Origin of the sequence: Nocardioides carbamazepini, from assembly GCF_024614185.1 — a bacterium.
Classification (GTDB): domain Bacteria; phylum Actinomycetota; class Actinomycetes; order Propionibacteriales; family Nocardioidaceae; genus Nocardioides; species Nocardioides carbamazepini.
Genome location: NZ_JAHTLF010000008.1, coordinates 193,697 through 210,360, shown reverse-complemented (window position 1 = coordinate 210,360; position 16,664 = coordinate 193,697). Strand labels below are relative to the sequence as shown.

The window sequence follows — 16,664 nt, the reverse complement described above, 5'->3', positions numbered from 1 at the left end:
GGACTAGGGCCGGCGGACCCGGACCGTCGTGGCCCGGCTCGCCTTGGCGTCGCCCACCTCGTTGGCGGCGACCACGCTCACCCGGTAGGTGCCCGGTGCGACGTTGCGGAGCACGAAGCGGTGCTTGCTCGCCGCCACCTCCCACGACCTGCCGTTGACCTGGACGACGTACCTGGTCAGCGGCGTGCCGTGGGTGGCGGGCTGGCGCCACGTCACGACCAGCTTCTGGCGCTCGCCCTTGAAGGTGACGGTCGGCTTGGCGACGCGGCCCGGCCGACGTGCGGGGACCACGCTGTTCGACGGAGCCGAGGCGACGCTCGCCCCGGCCGCCGTCGTCGCGGTCACCGTGAAGGTGTAGGCCGTCCCGTTGAGGAGGCCCGGGACGACGACCTCGTGCACGTCGGCGCCGACCATCGTCCGCTGACCGCCGGGGCGGGTCGTCACGATGTAGCCGGTGATGGGTGACCCGTTGCCGTCCGCCTTGGTCCAGCGGACCGTGGCGGACCGGTTGCCACGCTCGGCGCTCACCGAGCCCGGGGCGTCCGGCGTCCCCGGCGTCTCGGCCGGTGCCGGGGCGGGGGTGACCGCGTCGGAGGCCGCCGACGGCGTGCTGTTGCCGACGGTGTTGGTGGCGATGACGGTGAACGTGTAGGCGGTGCCGTTGGTCAGGCCGGTCACCGTGCAGGTCAGCTCCGTGGCCGTCGCGCAGGCGCCGCCCGCGGGCGAGCTGAGCACGGTGTAGCGCTCGACGACCGCGCCGTTCCCGCTCGCGGCGCTCCAGGTCACCACGGCCGACGCGTCACCTCGCACGACGCTGGGCCGGGCCACCGTGCCGGGCACGCCGGCCGGGGTGACCGCGCTCGACGGCGCGGATGCGGGGCCGTCACCGAGGGCGTTGGTGGCGGTCACGGTGAAGGTGTACGCCGTCCCGTTGTCCAGGCCGTCCACGACGACGGAGGTGCCGGCCCCGGCGACGACGAGCTGGCGGCCGCCCGGAGCGGCCTTCACGGTGTAGCCCGTCACGTCCGACCCGTTCCCGGGCGCCGCGGCCCAGGTGACGACGGCGGACCGGTCACCGCGGGTCGCCGTGACCCCGGTGACCTGGTGGGGCACCGCTGCCGGGGTGATCGCGGCGGACGACTGCGACGCGGGGCCGTCCCCGACGTCGTTGGTGGCGACGACGGTGAAGGTGTAGGCCGTGCCGTTGTCGAGGCCGCCGACCGTGGCGGTGGTGACGTCGCCGGCCACGGTGGCGGTCCGGCCGCCGGGAGCGGCCGTCACGGTGTAGCCGGTGACGGCCGAGCCGTTGCCGCCCGGCGCGCTCCAGGTGACGGTGGCGGACGCGTCGCCGCGTACCGCCGTGGGCGTGGCCACCCGGTCGGGGCGCCCGGCCGGGACCACCTCGTTCGACGGCGCGGAGACGGCGCCCGCGCCCAGGGCGTTGGTGGCGAGGACGGTGAAGGTGTACGGCGTGCCGTTGGTGAGCTCGTCGACCGTCGCCGCGGTGGAGGTGCCGTCGACGATGACGGTTCGCCCGCCCGGTGTCGCCGTGACCGTGTACGTCGTGACCGCGTGCCCGTTGCCGCCGGCAGCGGGCCAGGTGATCCGCGCGCCGCCGTCGCGCCGTTCGGCACTCGGCTGGGCGACCTGGTCCGGGACCGCCGCCGGGACGACGCCGGACGACGGGTCGGAGGCGGCGCCGTCGCCGATCGCGTTGGTGGCCCGCACCGTGAACGTGTACGTCGTCCCGTTGGTGAGGCCCGTGACGCTCGCGTGGGTCGTGGCGCCGTCGACGGTCGCCGTCGCGCCGCCGGGGCTGGCGGTCACGGTGTAGCCGGTCACGGGCGAGCCGTTGCCGTTCGCGGCGGTCCAGGCGACGGAGGCCGACTGGTTGCCGCGGGCGGCGATCGGCTTGGCCACCTTGAGCGGCGCACCGGCCGGGGTGACCGCGGCGGACGGCTCGGAGGCGGGCCCGTCACCGCTGGCGTTCGTGGCACCCACCGTGAAGGTGTAGGCGGTCCCGTTGGCCAGCCCGCTGACGGTCGCCGTCCGCTTGCTGCCGTCGACCGTGACGATGTTGCCTCCGGGCGACGTGGTCACGGTGTACTTCGTGACGTCCTGGCCCTCGTTGCCCTCCCCGGTCCAGGTCACGGTCGCGGACCCGTCACCGGCGGTGGCGGCCGGCGTGGCCACGCGGTGGGGAACGCCGACCGGGACGACGCTGTTCGAGGCGGCGGAAGCGGCGCCGGTGCCCACGGCGTTCGTGGCGACCAGGGTGAACGTGTAGGCCGTGCCGTTCGCCAGGCCCGTGACGGTCGCCGACGTCGTGTCGCCGGCGACGGTGACCTCGGTGCCGCCGGGACTCGCGGTGACGGTGTAGTCCGTGACCGCGGCGCCGTTGTCGTCGGGCGCGGCCCACGTGACGGTCGCGGACTCGTTGCCGCGCTGGGCGACGGGCGCGCCGGGAGCACCGGGCAGCCCGGCCGGGGTCGCCGGGTCGGACGCCGGCGACGCGGGGCTGTTGCCCAGAGCGCTGCTCGCCACGACCGTGAACGTGTAGGCCTGGCCGTTCTCGAGGCCCGTGACGGTGCAGCCCAGGCTGTCGGTGGTGGCACACGCGCTGCCGCCGGGGCTGGCCACGACGGTGTAGCTGGTGATGGGTGATCCGTTGTCGGCCGGCGCGGCCCACGACACCGCCACCGTGCGGTCGCCGCGGACGGCGGTCGGCTTGCCCACCTGGGCCGGTGCGCCGAGGGTGGCGGCCGTCGGCGCGGAGGCGGCGATGCCGGTCAGGCCGCCGACGGTGTTGTAGACGCGGACCGAGATCTGCTTGCCGGCGTCCCCGGCGAGCGGGGTGTACGACGGTCCGGTGGCGCCGGGGACGGGGGTGTCCGCCACCAGCCACTGCCGGGCGAAGGTGCCGCTGGCGCTCCAGGTGCCGTGGTCGGCGCTGAGGGGCATGCCGACCACCGGCGCACCGGCACCGGCCGCGTTGGTGATGACCGGAGCCGTGGTGTTCGTCGGCGAGGATCCACCGCCGCTCGCCTTGACGGTGACGGCGGCCGAGACCGCGGTCCCGGCGACGTGACCGTCGTGCGACGCGGTGGCCTGCACGCTGAACTTCCGGCCGTTGATGACCCAAGCACCCACCGTCGGCGTGTAGGCCTGTGCTGTCGCGCCCGCTATCGGGTCGCCGTTCGAATACCACTGATAGGCGAAGGTGGTCCCCTCGGCAGGGTGCCACACGCCCGGGTCGGCCCGGAGCTCCTCGCCGGACCTCGCCGTACCACTGATCGTCGGCGGCAGAGCGTTGGTCACCTGGGGGAGCGGGTCGGCCGCCGCGCCACCCGTGGGGACCACGAGCACGGCGAGCGCCAGCAGGAGGGTCGTGACCGGCGCCAGCAGGATCAGGGCTGCGCGACGAGCGCGGGGGGACATGGTGCCTCCAGGGACTGGGAACAGAACGGTGCGGCCGGGCCCCCGATGGCGCGGACAATGAGCCCTCAACGAGAACGTGATCTCGTTCGTTACGGACGCCGCGGAACGCAGGCTGGTCCCGTTCGCGATACTGGAGCCTGTGAGCTCCCTCGACCCGGCCCTGGCCGACCGCCTGCACCGCACCCCCGACGGACTGGTCCCGGCGATCGTCCAGCAGCACGACTCCGGTGAGGTGCTCATGCTCGCGTGGATGGACGACACGGCCCTGCACCGCACGCTCACCACGGGCCGGGCGACGTACTGGAGCCGGTCGCGGCAGGAGTACTGGGTCAAGGGCGAGACCTCCGGCAACCCGCAGCTGGTCAAGGAGGTGCGCCTCGACTGCGACGGCGACACCTTGCTCGTCAAGGTCGACCAGATCGGGGTGGCCTGCCACACCGGGACGCGGACCTGCTTCGACGACGGACTGCTCGATGACCTCGATGACTGAGGCCCGGGCCACCTTCGGACCGGTCGTCCTGCTCGGGCTCGCCGCCAGCGGCTTCGCCGCCGTCGCGGGCCACAAGGAGATGCTGTCCATCCCCGAGGCGACCGTCACCGCGGCCGGCGGGCTCGCGCCGAGCGTGCAGGAGCGATCCGTCGAGTTTCCGCTCGCCGGTGCGCTCGCGCTCGTCGCCCTCGCGGCGTGGGGCGTCCTGCTCGTCACCCGCGGGGTCGTCCGCCGGGTGGCGGCCGCGCTCGCCCTGCTGGCGTCCGCCGGCATCAGCGTGGTGGTGGTCGTCGGCGGCTTCGCCCAGGACCAGGACGCCACCGCCGATCTCGCGACCCGCCTCGGCCTCAACCTCGAGGCCGTCGACGTCGAGCGCACCGTCTGGCTGTGGGTCGCGCTCGGGTGCTCGCTCCTCGCGCTCGTGGCGGCGGGGGCGGCGGTCCGCCTGGTGCCGGCCTGGCCGGAGATGGGCAGCCGGTACGACGCCCCGACCTCCGGGCCCGGGACCGGCGGCCCCGAGATCGCCCCGCCGACGGACCAGGACCCCGCCGAGCAGTCGAACCTCGACCTGTGGAAGTCCCTGGACGAGGGCCACGACCCGACCGACGACCGGACCGACGGCCCGGCCGCTGGCCCGACCGCTGGCTGAGCCCCACGACCCCCTAGAATCACACCTGATTCACCCGAACGAGCGAGGAGTTCCCACTCATGGCCGACAACCACGGCAACACCCCTGCGGCATGGACTGCCGTCCTGGTCTCGCTCGTCGGCTTCGTCCTGGGTGCGATCGGCATGTCCCTCAGCCCGCTGAGCTGGCCCCTGTTCTGGGTCGGCAGCGTGGTCGTCGTGGCCGGTGGCGTCGTCTTCCTCGTGATGGCCAAGATGGGGTTCCACGAGGCCGGTCACTGAGCCCATGAGCCTCGCGGCGACCGCCGTCCGGGCCACCGACGCGAGCGCGCGCCGGCGGCGGATGGCGTCGCCGTTCCTCGTCGCCGGCGGGATCACCGCCGCGACGCTCGCCCTGCACTTCCGCGACCCTCACGCCGAGGGCAGCTGGGGGCTGTGTCCCTCTGCGGCGTTGGGCTTCTCCTGCCCCGGCTGCGGTGGTCTGCGTGCGGTCAACGACCTCACCGACCTGCGGTTCCTCGACGCGGTGTCGAGCAACCTCCTCTTCGTCGCGACGATTCCGCTCTTCGCGTGGATCTTCTGGCGCTGGAGCGCGGGTCGCTGGACCGGTCGCGCCTGGGATCCCGACAGCCGCATCGTCGCTCGGGTCTCCGCGGTGCTGATCGCCGCGATGGTCGTGTTCTCGGTCGTGCGCAACACCCCCGCGGGCTCCTGGCTCGCGCCCTGACACCTGCGCCGCGACGTACGACGCCCCCTGTCCCGGCCGGGACAGGGGGCGTCGTCGGTGCCGACGCGATGGGCTCAGCTGTTGCCGAGCGCCACCACGAAGATGATGCCGTAGACCACGATGCCGACGACCATGAGGATCGAGGCGATCATGCCGCAGATGCGGCCGGCGTTGATCGTGCCGCGGTTGGTGTAGGCACTCGGGTTGGCGTCGATCTCCTGGATCGCCTTGTTGCCCATCACCCAGGCCGCGATGCCCAGCGGGCCGCAGCAGACGAGGCCGAGGATGCCGAGGATCAAGATGGTCGTGCCCTGGGGGTGGTCGCCTCCGGCGAAGCCTCCCGTGCCGTAGCCGCCGGCCGGCGGGGGAGGCGGGGTGCCGTAGTTGGGCGGCTCGTTGTAGCTCACGATGGGTCCCTTCTCAGGTCAGCAGGTGTCGTGCGGCCCGACCGAGTTCCGGGCGGTGTGTGGAACCCTAACGGCCGCGTGCCACACTCGACACCATTCGTCGGTGTCTCGGTGCCGTCGGACCTTGCCCCGCGCCGCAGGCCCACGAAACCTGCACAGCGAACCTGCCCACTGCGAAAGTCACGGAGGCGTCAGATGTCGGCCGCCCAGGCCCCCCAGCCCACGGTGCTCGACGGGATCGTCGCCGGAGTACTCGAGGATCTCGACGCTCGCCGGGCGGTCACCTCCGAGGCGGACCTGCGGGCGGCGCTCGCCGACACCGACCCGGCGCGGGACCCGATGCCGCACTTCCGGGCCCCCGGGTCGAGCGTGATCGCCGAGGTGAAGCGCAAGAGCCCGAGCAAGGGCGCGCTGGCCGACATCCCCGATCCCGCCGCCCTGGCGCGGGAGTACGCCGCCGGTGGCGCCGGCGCGATCAGCGTCCTCACCGAGCAGCGCCGGTTCGGTGGCAGCCTCGGCGACCTGCGCGCGGTGCGGGCCGTGGTCGACGTCCCCCTGCTCCGCAAGGACTTCATCGTCACCGAGTACCAGCTGCTGGAGGCCCGCGCGGCCGGCGCCGACCTGGCGCTGCTGATGGCGGTCCTGCTGCCGGGGGAGCGACTGCGACAGCTGCACGACTACGCCCGCGAGCTGGGCCTGACGGTCCTCCTCGAGGTCCACGACGAGGAGGAGACGACCCGCGCGGTGGAGGTCGGCGCGGAGCTGGTCGGCGTCAACGCCCGCAACCTCAAGACGCTCGAGGTCGACCTCGACGTCTTCGGCCGGCTCGCCCCTCTCGTCCCGGACGCCCACGTGCTGGTCGCCGAGTCCGGCATCGTCGGACCACAGGACGTCGAGCGGTTCGTCGGTGAGGGCGCCGACGTGGTGCTCGTCGGCGAGGCGCTCGTGAAGGACGGCGCTCCGCGTCAGGCAGTGGCAGCGATGACAGGCCTGCGCGCGACGGAACAGGGGATGGGATGAGCACGTACGAAGCCGACGCGCTCGGCTGGTTCGGGGGGACGGGCGCGTTCGGCGGCCGCTTCATGCCGGAGGCGCTGATCGCGGCGCTCGACGAGCTCGACGTGGCCTGGCGCGAGGCGATGGCCGATCCCGCCTTCACCGGGGAGTTCGACCGGCTGCTCCACGAGTACGCCGGCGTCCCGAGCCTGCTCTACGACGCGACCCGCCTCTCCGAGCATGCCGGTGCCCGCATCCTCCTCAAGCGCGAGGACCTCAACCACACCGGCGCCCACAAGATCCGCAACGTGCTCGGTCAGGCCCTGCTCACCCAGCGGATGGGCAAGACCCGCGTGATCGCGGAGACCGGTGCCGGCCAGCACGGTGTCGCGTCGGCCACCGCCGCGGCGTACCTCGGCCTCGACTGCACGGTCTACATGGGCGAGGTCGACACCGAGCGGCAGGCCCTCAACGTGGCGCGGATGCAGCTGCTCGGGGCCGAGGTCATCCCCGTGACGAGCGGCTCCCGCACGCTCAAGGACGCCATCAACGAGGCGATGCGCGACTGGGTCGCCAGCGTCGACGAGACGGCCTACCTGTTCGGCACCGCCGCCGGCCCGCACCCGTTCCCGAGCCTGGTCCTCAGCTTCGTGCGCGGGATCGGCGACGAGGCCCGCCGGCAGTGCCTCGACCAGTACGGCACGCTGCCCGACGCGGTCGCGGCGTGCGTCGGTGGCGGGTCCAACGCGATCGGCCTGTTCGCCGGCTTCGTCGACGACCCCGAGGTCGCGATCTACGGCTTCGAGGCCGGTGGCGACGGGGTCGAGACCGGCCGCCACGCCGCCACGATCTTCGCCGGCTCGATCGGCGTCCTCCACGGCGCGCGCACCTTCGTGCTGCAGGACGAGGACGGCCAGACCATCGAGTCCCACTCGATCTCCGCGGGCCTGGACTACCCGGGCGTGGGGCCCCAGCACTCGGCGCTGTCCGCCGCTGGCCGGGCCTCCTACCTGCCGGTGACCGACGCCGAGGCGATGGACGCGATGGCGCTCCTCGCCCGCACCGAGGGCATCATCCCGGCCGTCGAGTCCGCGCACGCGGTCGCGGGGGCGCTGCGGATCGCCGAGGAGCGACCGGGCCAGACGATCCTGGTCAACCTCTCCGGGCGCGGCGACAAGGACATGGGCACGGCCCTGGAGTACTTCGGGCTCGGGCAGGCCGGGTCCCGGGGGCAGAGGGAGACGAAGTGAGCAGCACCAGCACCGCGTTCGCGAGAGCGCGGGCAGAGGGCCGCGCCGCCCTGGTGGGCTACCTGCCCGCCGGGTTCCCGGACGTCGAGGGCAGCATCGCCGCGCTGAAGGTCATGGTCGAGTCCGGCTGCGACATCATCGAGATCGGCCTGCCCTACAGCGATCCGGTCATGGACGGCCCCACCATCCAGGCGGCCGCCCAGCAGGCGCTCGACGCCGGCGTCCGCACGGCCGACGTGCTCCGCGTGGTCGAGGCGGTCGCCGCGACCGGCACGCCGACGCTCGTGATGACCTACTGGAACCCCGTCGAGAGGTACGGCGTCGAGCGGTTCGCGCGCGACCTCGCCGATGCCGGGGGAGCGGGGCTGATCACGCCCGATCTCACGCCCGACTTCGCCCCGGAGTGGATCGCCGCCGCCGACGAGCGCGAGCTCGACAAGGTCTTCCTCGTCGCGCCCTCCTCGACCGACGAGCGGATCGCGATGACCACCGCCGCCGCGCGGGGTTTCGTCTACGCGACCGGTGTCATGGGCGTGACCGGCACCACCCAGGCGACGGCCGCCGGTGTGGCCCCGCTGGTCGCCCGGACCAAGGCACTGAGCCCCGCCGGAGGGGCGGACCTGCCGGTCGGAGTGGGGGTCGGCGTCAGCACCGGCGCCCAGGCGGCCGAGCTGGCCGTCAAGAACGGTATCGGCGCCGACGGCGTGATCGTGGGCTCGGCTTTCGTCCGCACCCTGCTGAACCACCCCGGGGACCGGGCGGCCGGGCTCGCCGCGCTGGCCGCGCTGACCGAGGAGCTGGCGGGAGGCGTTCGTGCGTAGGCTCGCCGTACTCCTGGCCATGCTGGGCCTCGTCGCGTCCGCCTGCACCAGCGAGCCGGAGGAGTTCACGGGCAGCCGGCTGAAGAACCCCTACGAGGCGGCCGACATCGCGCTGACCGACACCAGCGGGGCGCCGTACTCCCTCGGCGCCGACACCACGAAGCCGCTCACCGTGGTGTTCTTCGGCTACACCCACTGTCCCGACTTCTGTCCCATGGTCATGAACAACCTCGCGGCTGCCATGAACCGGCTCGACGCCGACGACCAGAAGGCGGTGGACGTGGTCTTCGTGACCACCGACCCCGCCCGCGACGACCAGCAGACGCTGCGGTCCTATCTCGACGAGTACGACAAGAGGTTCATCGGGCTCACCGGCGACCTCGACACGATCATCGACGTCGGCGACCCGCTCCACATCTATGTGAACGACGGCGTCAAGCTGCCCTCGGGCGGCTACGACCTCGGTGGTCACTCCACCTTCACCCTCGCCATCGACAGCAGCCATCGCGCGGTCGCACTGTGGAACCAGGAGACCTCCAGCACGGAGTTCGCCGCCGACATCCACACGCTGCTGACCGAGGACTGACCCCCGACCCGTCCGACCACGAGGAGTCGCCGTGCTTCCCGAATCCATGACTGCCGGCCTCATCACCGCCAGCATCCCGAGCCCGTCCGAGGGAGTGTGGAACCTCGGGCCGTTCCCGCTGCGCGGCTACGCCCTGTGCATCATCCTCGGCATCGTCGTGGCGATCTGGATCGGCGAGAAGCGCTGGCAGGCGCGCGGCGGCACGATCGGGGAGGTCCAGGACGTCGCCATCTGGGCGGTGCCCTTCGGTCTCGTCGGTGCCCGTCTCTACCACGTCGCCACCGACTGGAAGAACTACTTCGGGGCCGACGGCAGTCCCGTCGAGGCCCTCTACGTCTGGCACGGCGGGCTCGGCATCTGGGGCGGTGTCGCGCTGGGCGCGGTCGGTGCCTGGATCGGTGCCCGACGCAAGGGGATCAGGCTGCTGCCGCTCCTCGACGCGCTCGCGCCGGGCGTGCTCGTCGCGCAGGCGATCGGACGCTGGGGCAACTGGTTCAACCAGGAGCTGTACGGCCGGCCGACGGACCTGCCCTGGGGTCTGAAGATCGACAGCGACCACTTCAGCAGCGCCTACCAGGCCAGCGCCGAGTACCGGGACGCCCTGGCCGCGAACGGCGGCATCCCGCCGGAGTTCGTGACCTTCCACCCGACCTTCCTCTACGAGTGCCTGTGGAACCTCGCCGCCTTCGCGCTCATCATCTGGCTCGACCGCTCCCGAAAAGACAAGGACCGTAGGCTGGGCCACGGCCGGGTGATGGCGGTCTACGTGATGGCCTACACCCTCGGCCGCGGCTGGATCGAGTACATCCGCATCGATGACGTGCAGCTCAACGACGTCCTCGGCCTGAGGTTCAACGTGTGGACCTCGATCGTGCTGTTCGTCCTCGCCGCCGCCTTCTACGTCTGGTCGGCGAGGAACCGGCCGGGCCGGGAGGAGAGCGTGTACGCCGACGGGCGCACTGCGCCGGTCGAGGCCGATGGGGACGGCGGGGAGGCCGAGGAGGTCGAGGACACCGAGCACGACGGGGACGATGTGACCCATGATGCGTCCACGGCGAGCGACGATTGAGCACAGGCGGTTAACGCTGTAGTAACCTGGGCGCTCCGCCGCGTGGGCCAACGCTGTCCCTTGCGCCCCACCTTCTGTGGTCCTGAACGCCAGCCCGCCCCCGTCGGCGAGCAGCGCGAGCACAGACGTAGTCGACGGGAGGCTTCCCATGCCTTATCTCCACAAGTTCCCGCCGCCGCAGGGTCTCTACGACCCTCGCCATGAGAAGGACGCCTGCGGTGTCGCCTTCGTTGCGACGCTGACGGGCGAGGCCAGCCACGACATCGTGGCCAAGGCCCTGACCGCGCTGCGCAACCTCGACCACCGCGGTGCCGCCGGGGCGGAGATCAACTCCGGTGACGGCGCCGGAATCCTGATGCAGGTCCCGGACGCCTTCCTGCGCGACGTCGCGGCCGAGGCGGGCTTCACCCTGCCCGCCGCGGGCGGCTACGCGGTCGGCACCGCCTTCGTCCCCGGTGACGAGGAGCAGGTCGCCAAGACCCGCGGCCGGATCGAGGAGATCGCGGCCGAGGAGGGCCTGAGCGTCCTCGGCTGGCGCGAGGTCCCGGTCGACCCCACGATCCTCGGCACCATGGCGCGCAGCGTCATGCCGACGTTCACCCAGCTCTTCGTGCAGGCCCCCGGCGGCCCGCTGAACAAGGACAGCGCGGACGGCATGGCCCTCGAGCGGCTCGCCTTCTGCCTGCGCAAGCGCGCCGAGCACGAGACCGACGTCTACTTCCCGTCGCTGTCCTCGCGCACGCTCGCCTACAAGGGCATGCTGACGACCGACCAGCTCGACCGCTTCTTCCCCGACCTGGTCGACCAGCGGATGGCCTCCGCCCTCGCCGTCGTCCACTCGCGGTTCTCGACCAACACCTTCCCGAGCTGGCCGCTGTCGCACCCGTTCCGGTTCATCGCCCACAACGGCGAGATCAACACGGTCATGGGCAACCGCAACTGGATGCGGGCCCGCGAGGCCCTGCTGTCCTCGGCCGACATCCCGGGTGACCTCGACCGGCTGTTCCCGATCTGCACCCCGGGCGCCTCGGACTCGGCGTCGTTCGACGAGGTGCTCGAGCTGCTCCACATGGGCGGCCGCACCCTGCCGCACGCGGTGCTGATGATGATCCCCGAGGCGTGGGAGAACCACGCCGAGATGGACGACCAGCGGCGCGACTTCTACCGCTTCCACTCCACGATGATGGAGCCGTGGGACGGCCCGGCCTGCGTGGTCTTCACCGACGGCACCCAGATCGGCGCGGTCCTCGACCGCAACGGCCTGCGCCCGTCCCGCTTCTGGGTCACCGACGACGGCCTCGTCGTCCTCGCCTCCGAGGTCGGCGTGCTCGACCTCGACCCGGCCACGGTGGTCCGCAAGGGCCGCCTCCAGCCGGGTCGGATGTTCCTGGTCGACACCGAGGAGCACCGGATCATCGAGGACGAGGAGATCAAGGACCAGCTCGCCGCCGAGCACCCGTACGGCGAGTGGCTGCACGCCGGTCTGGTCGAGCTCGACGACATCCCCGAGCGCGAGCACATCGTGCACACCCACGCCTCGGTCACCCGTCGTCAGCAGATCTTCGGCTACACCGAGGAGGAGCTGCGGGTCCTGCTCACCCCGATGGCCAACACGGGTGGCGAGCCGCTCGGCTCGATGGGCACGGACTCGCCCATCGCGGCCCTGAGCGAGAAGCCGCGGTTGATCTTCGACTACTTCAGCCAGCTGTTCGCCCAGGTGACCAACCCGCCCTTGGACGCCATCCGCGAGGAGCTCGTCACCTCGCTCTACGGCTCCATCGGCCCCGAGGCCAACCTGCTCGAGCCGACCCCGGCGTCCTGTCGCCAGGTCGTGCTCCCGTTCCCCGTCATCTCCAACGACGACCTGGCCAAGATCCGGCACATCAACCGCGAGGGCGACCACCCGGGCTTCATCACCCACGTCTCGCGCGGGCTCTACCAGGTCGAGGAGGGCGGCGCCGCGATGGTCAGGCGGATCGAGGAGATCTGTCAGGAGGTCTCCGACGCGATCGCCGGCGGGGCACGGATCATCGTGCTCTCCGACCGTCACGCCGACCAGTTCAACGCCCCGATCCCGTCGCTGCTGCTGACCGCCGCCGTGCACCACCACCTGGTGCGGGAGAAGACCCGGACCCAGGTCGGTCTCCTGGTCGAGGCCGGCGACGTCCGCGAGGTCCACCACGTCGCCCTGCTCGTCGGCTTCGGCGCGGCCGCGGTGAACCCCTACCTCGCCATGGAGACGGTCGAGGACCTCGCCCGCGAGGGCTACTACGTCAAGACCGAGCCGGAGCAGGCCGTCAAGAACCTGATCAAGGCGCTCGGCAAGGGCGTGGTGAAGGTAATGTCCAAGATGGGCGTGAGCACGGTGGCGTCGTACACCGGTGCGCAGATCTTCGAGTGCGTCGGCCTCTCCCAGGAGGTCATCGACCGCTACTTCACCGGCACGACCTCGAAGCTCGGCGGCATCGGCATCGACGAGATCGCCCGCGAGGTCAAGATGCGCCACGACGTGGCCTACCCGGTCAGCGGCATCCCCGCCGCGCACCGCGAGCTCGAGATCGGTGGCGAGTACCAGTGGCGCCGCGAGGGCGAGCCGCACCTGTTCAACCCCGACACGGTGTTCCGTCTGCAGCACTCGACGCGGACCGGTCGCTACGACATCTTCAAGCAGTACACGAAGGCCGTCGACGACCAGTCCGAGCGGCTGATGACGCTGCGCGGCCTGTTCCGGTTCAAGGACGCCGGCGCGTCCGGCCGCACCCCGGTCCCCATCGACGAGGTCGAGCCGGTGTCGGAGATCGTCAAGCGCTTCTCGACCGGTGCCATGTCCTACGGCTCGATCTCGCGCGAGGCGCACGAGACGCTGGCCATCGCCATGAACCGGCTGGGCGCGAAGTCCAACACCGGTGAGGGCGGCGAGGACCCGGACCGGCTGCACGACCCCGAGCGCCGCAGCTCGATCAAGCAGGTCGCCTCGGGACGCTTCGGCGTCACGAGCGAGTACCTCACCAACGCCGACGACATCCAGATCAAGATGGCGCAGGGCGCGAAGCCCGGTGAGGGCGGCCAGCTGCCCGGCAACAAGGTCTACCCGTGGGTCGCCAAGACCCGGCACTCCACGCCGGGCGTGGGCCTGATCAGCCCGCCGCCGCACCACGACATCTACTCGATCGAGGACCTGGCGCAGCTGATCCACGACCTCAAGAACGCCAACCCGTCGGCCCGCGTCCACGTGAAGCTGGTCTCCGAGGTCGGCGTCGGCACGGTCGCCGCCGGCGTGTCCAAGGCGCACGCGGACGTCGTCCTGGTGTCCGGTCACGACGGTGGCACGGGTGCGTCCCCGCTGACGTCGCTCAAGCACGCCGGCGGCCCCTGGGAGCTCGGCCTGGCCGAGACCCAGCAGACCCTGCTGCTCAACGGACTGCGCGACCGGATCGTCGTCCAGACCGACGGTCAGCTCAAGACCGGTCGCGACGTCGTGATCGCCGCGCTGCTCGGCGCCGAGGAGTTCGGCTTCGCGACGGCTCCGCTGGTCGTGTCCGGCTGCATCCTGATGCGGGTCTGTCACCTCGACACCTGCCCGGTGGGCGTGGCGACGCAGAACCCGACGCTGCGCTCGCGGTTCAGCGGCAAGGCCGAGTACGTCGTCAACTTCTTCGAGTTCATCGCCGAGGAGGTCCGCGAGCTGCTGGCGGAGCTGGGCTTCCGCTCGATCGAGGAGGCCGTCGGCCAGGTCGAGGCGCTCGAGACCGCTGACGCGGAGCGCTACTGGAAGGCGCAGGGGCTCGACCTCGCGCCGATCCTGCACAAGGTCGAGGTCGCGGACACGCACTTCCCCGACCAGGACGTGCGCAACACGGGCGGCCAGGAGCACGGACTGGAGAAGTCGCTCGACGTCACCGAGATCCTGCCGATCGCGGCGCCGGCCATCGAGTCCGGCGAGCCGGTGCGGGCCCAGCTGTCGATCCGCAACGTCAACCGGACCGTCGGCACGATCCTCGGGCACGAGGTGACGAAGAAGTACGGCGGCGCGGGTCTGCCCGACGGGACGATCGACCTGACGTTCGTCGGCTCCGCGGGTCAGTCGCTCGGAGCGTTCGTGCCCCGGGGCATCACGCTGCGGCTCGAGGGCGACGCCAACGACTACGTCGGCAAGGGACTCTCCGGTGGCCGGATCGCGATCCGGCCCGACCGGAGTGCGACCTTCCGCGCCGAGGAGCACATCATCGCCGGCAACACGATCGCCTACGGCGCGACCTCGGGTGAGATCTTCATCCGCGGTGGCGTCGGCGAGCGGTGCTGCGTGCGCAACTCGGGCGCGACCGTCGTGACCGAGGGTGTCGGCGACCACGGCTGCGAGTACATGACCGGTGGTCGCGTGGTCGTCCTGGGCAGGACGGGCCGCAACTTCGCGGCCGGCATGTCGGGCGGCATCGCCTGGGTCCTGGACCTCAAGGACTTCCGGGTCAACGCCGAGCTCGTCGACCTGCGTCCCGTCTCCGAGGCGTACGCCGCGGAGCTGGAGCAGATCGTCCGCTCGCACTTCGAGGAGACCGGCTCGGAGGTCGCCGAGGCGCTGCTCGCCGACTGGGCTGCCGCACTGCCGCGGTTCACCGAGGTCATGCCGCGCGACTATGCGAAGGTCCTGGCGGTCCAGGCCGAGGCCGAGGCCGAGGGCCTCGATGCCGATGCCGCCGCCGCACGAGTGATGGAGGTGCTTCATGGCTGACCCCCGAGGGTTCTTGAAGAACACCCGCGAGGTCGCGGCCCGTCGCCCGGTCGAGGAGCGGGTGGGCGACTGGGACGAGGTCTACCCGGGCGGGATGGGCCGCGCGCTGCTGCCGATCATCAACGTCCAGGCCAGCCGCTGCATGGACTGCGGGATCCCGTTCTGCCACTCCGGCTGCCCGCTGGGCAACATCATCCCGGAGTGGAACGACCTGGTCTGGCGCGACGACTGGGACGGTGCCATCGAGCGCCTGCATGCGACCAACAACTTCCCGGAGTTCACCGGTCGCCTCTGCCCGGCTCCCTGCGAGACGGCGTGCGTCCTCGGCATCAACCAGCCGGCGGTGACGATCAAGAACATCGAGGTCTCGATCATCGACCGGGCCTACGACTCGGGTTTCGTCCGGCCGCAGCCGCCCGAGTGGCTGAGCGGCAAGACCGTGGCCGTCGTCGGCTCGGGCCCCGCGGGCCTGGCCGCCGCCCAGCAGCTCACCCGCGCCGGCCACACCGTGGCCGTCTACGAGCGGGCCGACCAGCCCGGTGGCCTGCTTCGGTACGGCATCCCCGAGTTCAAGATGGAGAAGAAGCACCTCGAGCGCCGGCTCGACCAGATGCGGCGCGAGGGGACGGTCTTCCGCTCCGGCGTCGAGGTCGGCACGGGCAAGCTGACCGGTGCGGCGCTCAGGGACCGGTTCGACGCCGTCGTCCTCGCGATCGGCTCCACGGTCCCGCGCGACCTGCCCGTCCCTGGCCGGGAGCTCGCCGGCATCCACCAGGCGATGGACTTCCTCCCGCAGGCCAACCGGGTCGCGCTGGGCCTGCCGGCGACCACGGACGGCTCGGAGCAGATCCGGGCCGACGGCAAGCACGTCGTCATCATCGGCGGCGGCGACACCGGTGCCGACTGCCTCGGCACCTCGACCCGCCAGGGCGCGGCCTCGATCACGCAGCTGGAGATCATGCCCCAGCCGACCGAGGAGCGTCCGGACGGGCAGCCGTGGCCGACGTACCCGATGATCTATCGGGTGTCCTCCGCGCACGAGGAGGGTGGCGAGCGCGTCTACGCCGTGTCGACCAAGGAGTTCCTCGGCGACGAGGACGGCAACGTCCGGGCGCTGCGCCTGGTCGAGGTCTCCTTCGAGGGCGGCAAGCTGGTCGAGCACGAGGGCACCGAGTGGGAGATCCCGGCCGACCTGGTGCTCTTCGCGATGGGCTTCGTCGGTCCTGAGCAGCAGGGCGTCGTCGAGCAGCTCGGTGTCGAGCTCGACGAGCGCGGCAACATCAAGCGCGACGACGACTACGCCACCAACGTGGACGGCGTGTTCGTGGCCGGCGACGCCGGCCGTGGCCAGTCGCTCATCGTGTGGGCGATCGCCGAGGGCCGCGCGGCCGCCGCCGGGGTGGACAAGCACCTGACCGGCAGCACCCAGCTGCCCGCGCCGATCCCGCCGACCGCCCGGCCGCTGGTCGTCTGACCGACCCGTCGCATCTGAACGGTCCTGAGACGCCGACCCGTCGCGTTCAA

At 71.9% G+C, this 16,664-nt stretch carries 13 protein-coding genes; 11 read left to right on the top strand and 2 right to left on the bottom strand.

Going from position 1 to position 16,664, the window contains the following annotated elements; genetic code table 11:
* Positions 1–3 precede the first annotated feature (3 nt).
* Positions 4–3,438 (bottom strand): fibronectin type III domain-containing protein, encoded by a 3,435-nt coding sequence (locus KVF89_RS03515; protein ID WP_257423405.1) that lies wholly within the window; start codon positions 3,436–3,438, stop codon positions 4–6.
* A gap of 139 nt (positions 3,439–3,577) precedes the next feature.
* Here KVF89_RS03515 and hisI point away from each other — a divergent pair, with 139 nt between their 5' ends.
* Genes hisI through KVF89_RS03495 form a run of 4 tightly spaced genes read left to right on the top strand, consistent with a single transcriptional unit; the run spans position 3,578 to position 5,282 of the window.
* On the top strand, positions 3,578–3,928 hold the full coding sequence (hisI, locus tag KVF89_RS03510) for a phosphoribosyl-AMP cyclohydrolase (RefSeq protein WP_257423402.1): 351 nt from the start codon (positions 3,578–3,580) through the stop codon (positions 3,926–3,928).
* Positions 3,912–4,577, top strand: a complete 666-nt coding sequence (locus tag KVF89_RS03505) for a Trp biosynthesis-associated membrane protein (protein WP_257423401.1) — start codon at positions 3,912–3,914, stop codon at positions 4,575–4,577. Before hisI ends, KVF89_RS03505 begins: the two co-directional genes overlap by 17 nt.
* A 59-nt stretch (positions 4,578–4,636) precedes the next feature.
* Positions 4,637–4,837, top strand: coding sequence for an HGxxPAAW family protein (locus KVF89_RS03500; RefSeq protein ID WP_257423399.1), 201 nt, complete (start codon positions 4,637–4,639; stop codon positions 4,835–4,837).
* A gap of 4 nt (positions 4,838–4,841) precedes the next feature.
* Positions 4,842–5,282 carry a DUF2752 domain-containing protein gene (locus KVF89_RS03495; RefSeq protein WP_257423397.1) on the top strand — a complete coding sequence of 147 codons (441 nt, stop codon included), beginning with the start codon at positions 4,842–4,844 and terminating at the stop codon, positions 5,280–5,282.
* 74 nt (positions 5,283–5,356) lie between these two features.
* On the opposite strand, the gene KVF89_RS03490 is transcribed toward KVF89_RS03495, so the two are convergent.
* Complete coding sequence (locus KVF89_RS03490) at positions 5,357–5,689, bottom strand: DUF4190 domain-containing protein (RefSeq protein ID WP_257423396.1); 333 nt, start codon at positions 5,687–5,689, stop codon at positions 5,357–5,359.
* A 195-nt stretch (positions 5,690–5,884) separates the two neighbouring features.
* Between KVF89_RS03490 and trpC the strand changes: the two genes are divergently transcribed.
* The 7 genes from trpC to KVF89_RS03455 all read left to right on the top strand — a co-directional run bounded on the left by trpC (position 5,885) and on the right by KVF89_RS03455 (position 16,614).
* The gene (trpC, locus tag KVF89_RS03485) at positions 5,885–6,709 is read left to right on the top strand and encodes an indole-3-glycerol phosphate synthase TrpC (protein WP_257423394.1); all 825 of its coding nucleotides are present in this window, start codon (positions 5,885–5,887) and stop codon (positions 6,707–6,709) included.
* Complete coding sequence (trpB, locus tag KVF89_RS03480; RefSeq protein ID WP_257423392.1) at positions 6,706–7,935, top strand: tryptophan synthase subunit beta; 1,230 nt, start codon at positions 6,706–6,708, stop codon at positions 7,933–7,935. Before trpC ends, trpB begins: the two co-directional genes overlap by 4 nt.
* Positions 7,932–8,756, top strand: coding sequence for a tryptophan synthase subunit alpha (gene trpA / locus KVF89_RS03475; protein WP_257423390.1), 825 nt, complete (start codon positions 7,932–7,934; stop codon positions 8,754–8,756). The genes trpB and trpA overlap by 4 nt, the downstream gene beginning before the upstream one ends.
* On the top strand, positions 8,749–9,342 hold the full coding sequence (locus tag KVF89_RS03470) for an SCO family protein (RefSeq protein WP_257423388.1): 594 nt from the start codon (positions 8,749–8,751) through the stop codon (positions 9,340–9,342). Before trpA ends, KVF89_RS03470 begins: the two co-directional genes overlap by 8 nt.
* A gap of 31 nt (positions 9,343–9,373) precedes the next feature.
* Entirely contained in the window at positions 9,374–10,411 is a 1,038-nt protein-coding gene (gene lgt / locus KVF89_RS03465) for a prolipoprotein diacylglyceryl transferase (RefSeq protein ID WP_257423387.1), read from the top strand.
* A 148-nt stretch (positions 10,412–10,559) separates the two neighbouring features.
* The gene (gene gltB / locus KVF89_RS03460; RefSeq protein WP_257423384.1) at positions 10,560–15,140 is read left to right on the top strand and encodes a glutamate synthase large subunit; all 4,581 of its coding nucleotides are present in this window, start codon (positions 10,560–10,562) and stop codon (positions 15,138–15,140) included.
* Positions 15,133–16,614, top strand: a complete 1,482-nt coding sequence (locus tag KVF89_RS03455; RefSeq protein WP_257423383.1) for a glutamate synthase subunit beta — start codon at positions 15,133–15,135, stop codon at positions 16,612–16,614. The genes gltB and KVF89_RS03455 overlap by 8 nt, the downstream gene beginning before the upstream one ends.
* The last annotated feature ends 50 nt before the right edge of the window (positions 16,615–16,664 follow it).

Excerpts from the sequence above, each read along its gene's own strand:
- KVF89_RS03515 (WP_257423405.1), bottom strand. The coding sequence starts at position 3,438 with ATGTCCCCCCGCGCTCGTCGCGCAGCCCTGATCCTGCTGGCGCCGGTC.
- KVF89_RS03505 (WP_257423401.1), top strand. The coding sequence starts at position 3,912 with ATGACCTCGATGACTGAGGCCCGGGCCACCTTCGGACCGGTCGTCCTG.
- KVF89_RS03500 (WP_257423399.1), top strand. The coding sequence starts at position 4,637 with ATGGCCGACAACCACGGCAACACCCCTGCGGCATGGACTGCCGTCCTG.
- KVF89_RS03495 (WP_257423397.1), top strand. The coding sequence starts at position 4,842 with ATGAGCCTCGCGGCGACCGCCGTCCGGGCCACCGACGCGAGCGCGCGC.
- trpC (WP_257423394.1), top strand. The coding sequence starts at position 5,885 with ATGTCGGCCGCCCAGGCCCCCCAGCCCACGGTGCTCGACGGGATCGTC.
- trpB (WP_257423392.1), top strand. The coding sequence starts at position 6,706 with ATGAGCACGTACGAAGCCGACGCGCTCGGCTGGTTCGGGGGGACGGGC.
- gltB (WP_257423384.1), top strand. The coding sequence starts at position 10,560 with ATGCCTTATCTCCACAAGTTCCCGCCGCCGCAGGGTCTCTACGACCCT.
- KVF89_RS03455 (WP_257423383.1), top strand. The coding sequence starts at position 15,133 with ATGGCTGACCCCCGAGGGTTCTTGAAGAACACCCGCGAGGTCGCGGCC.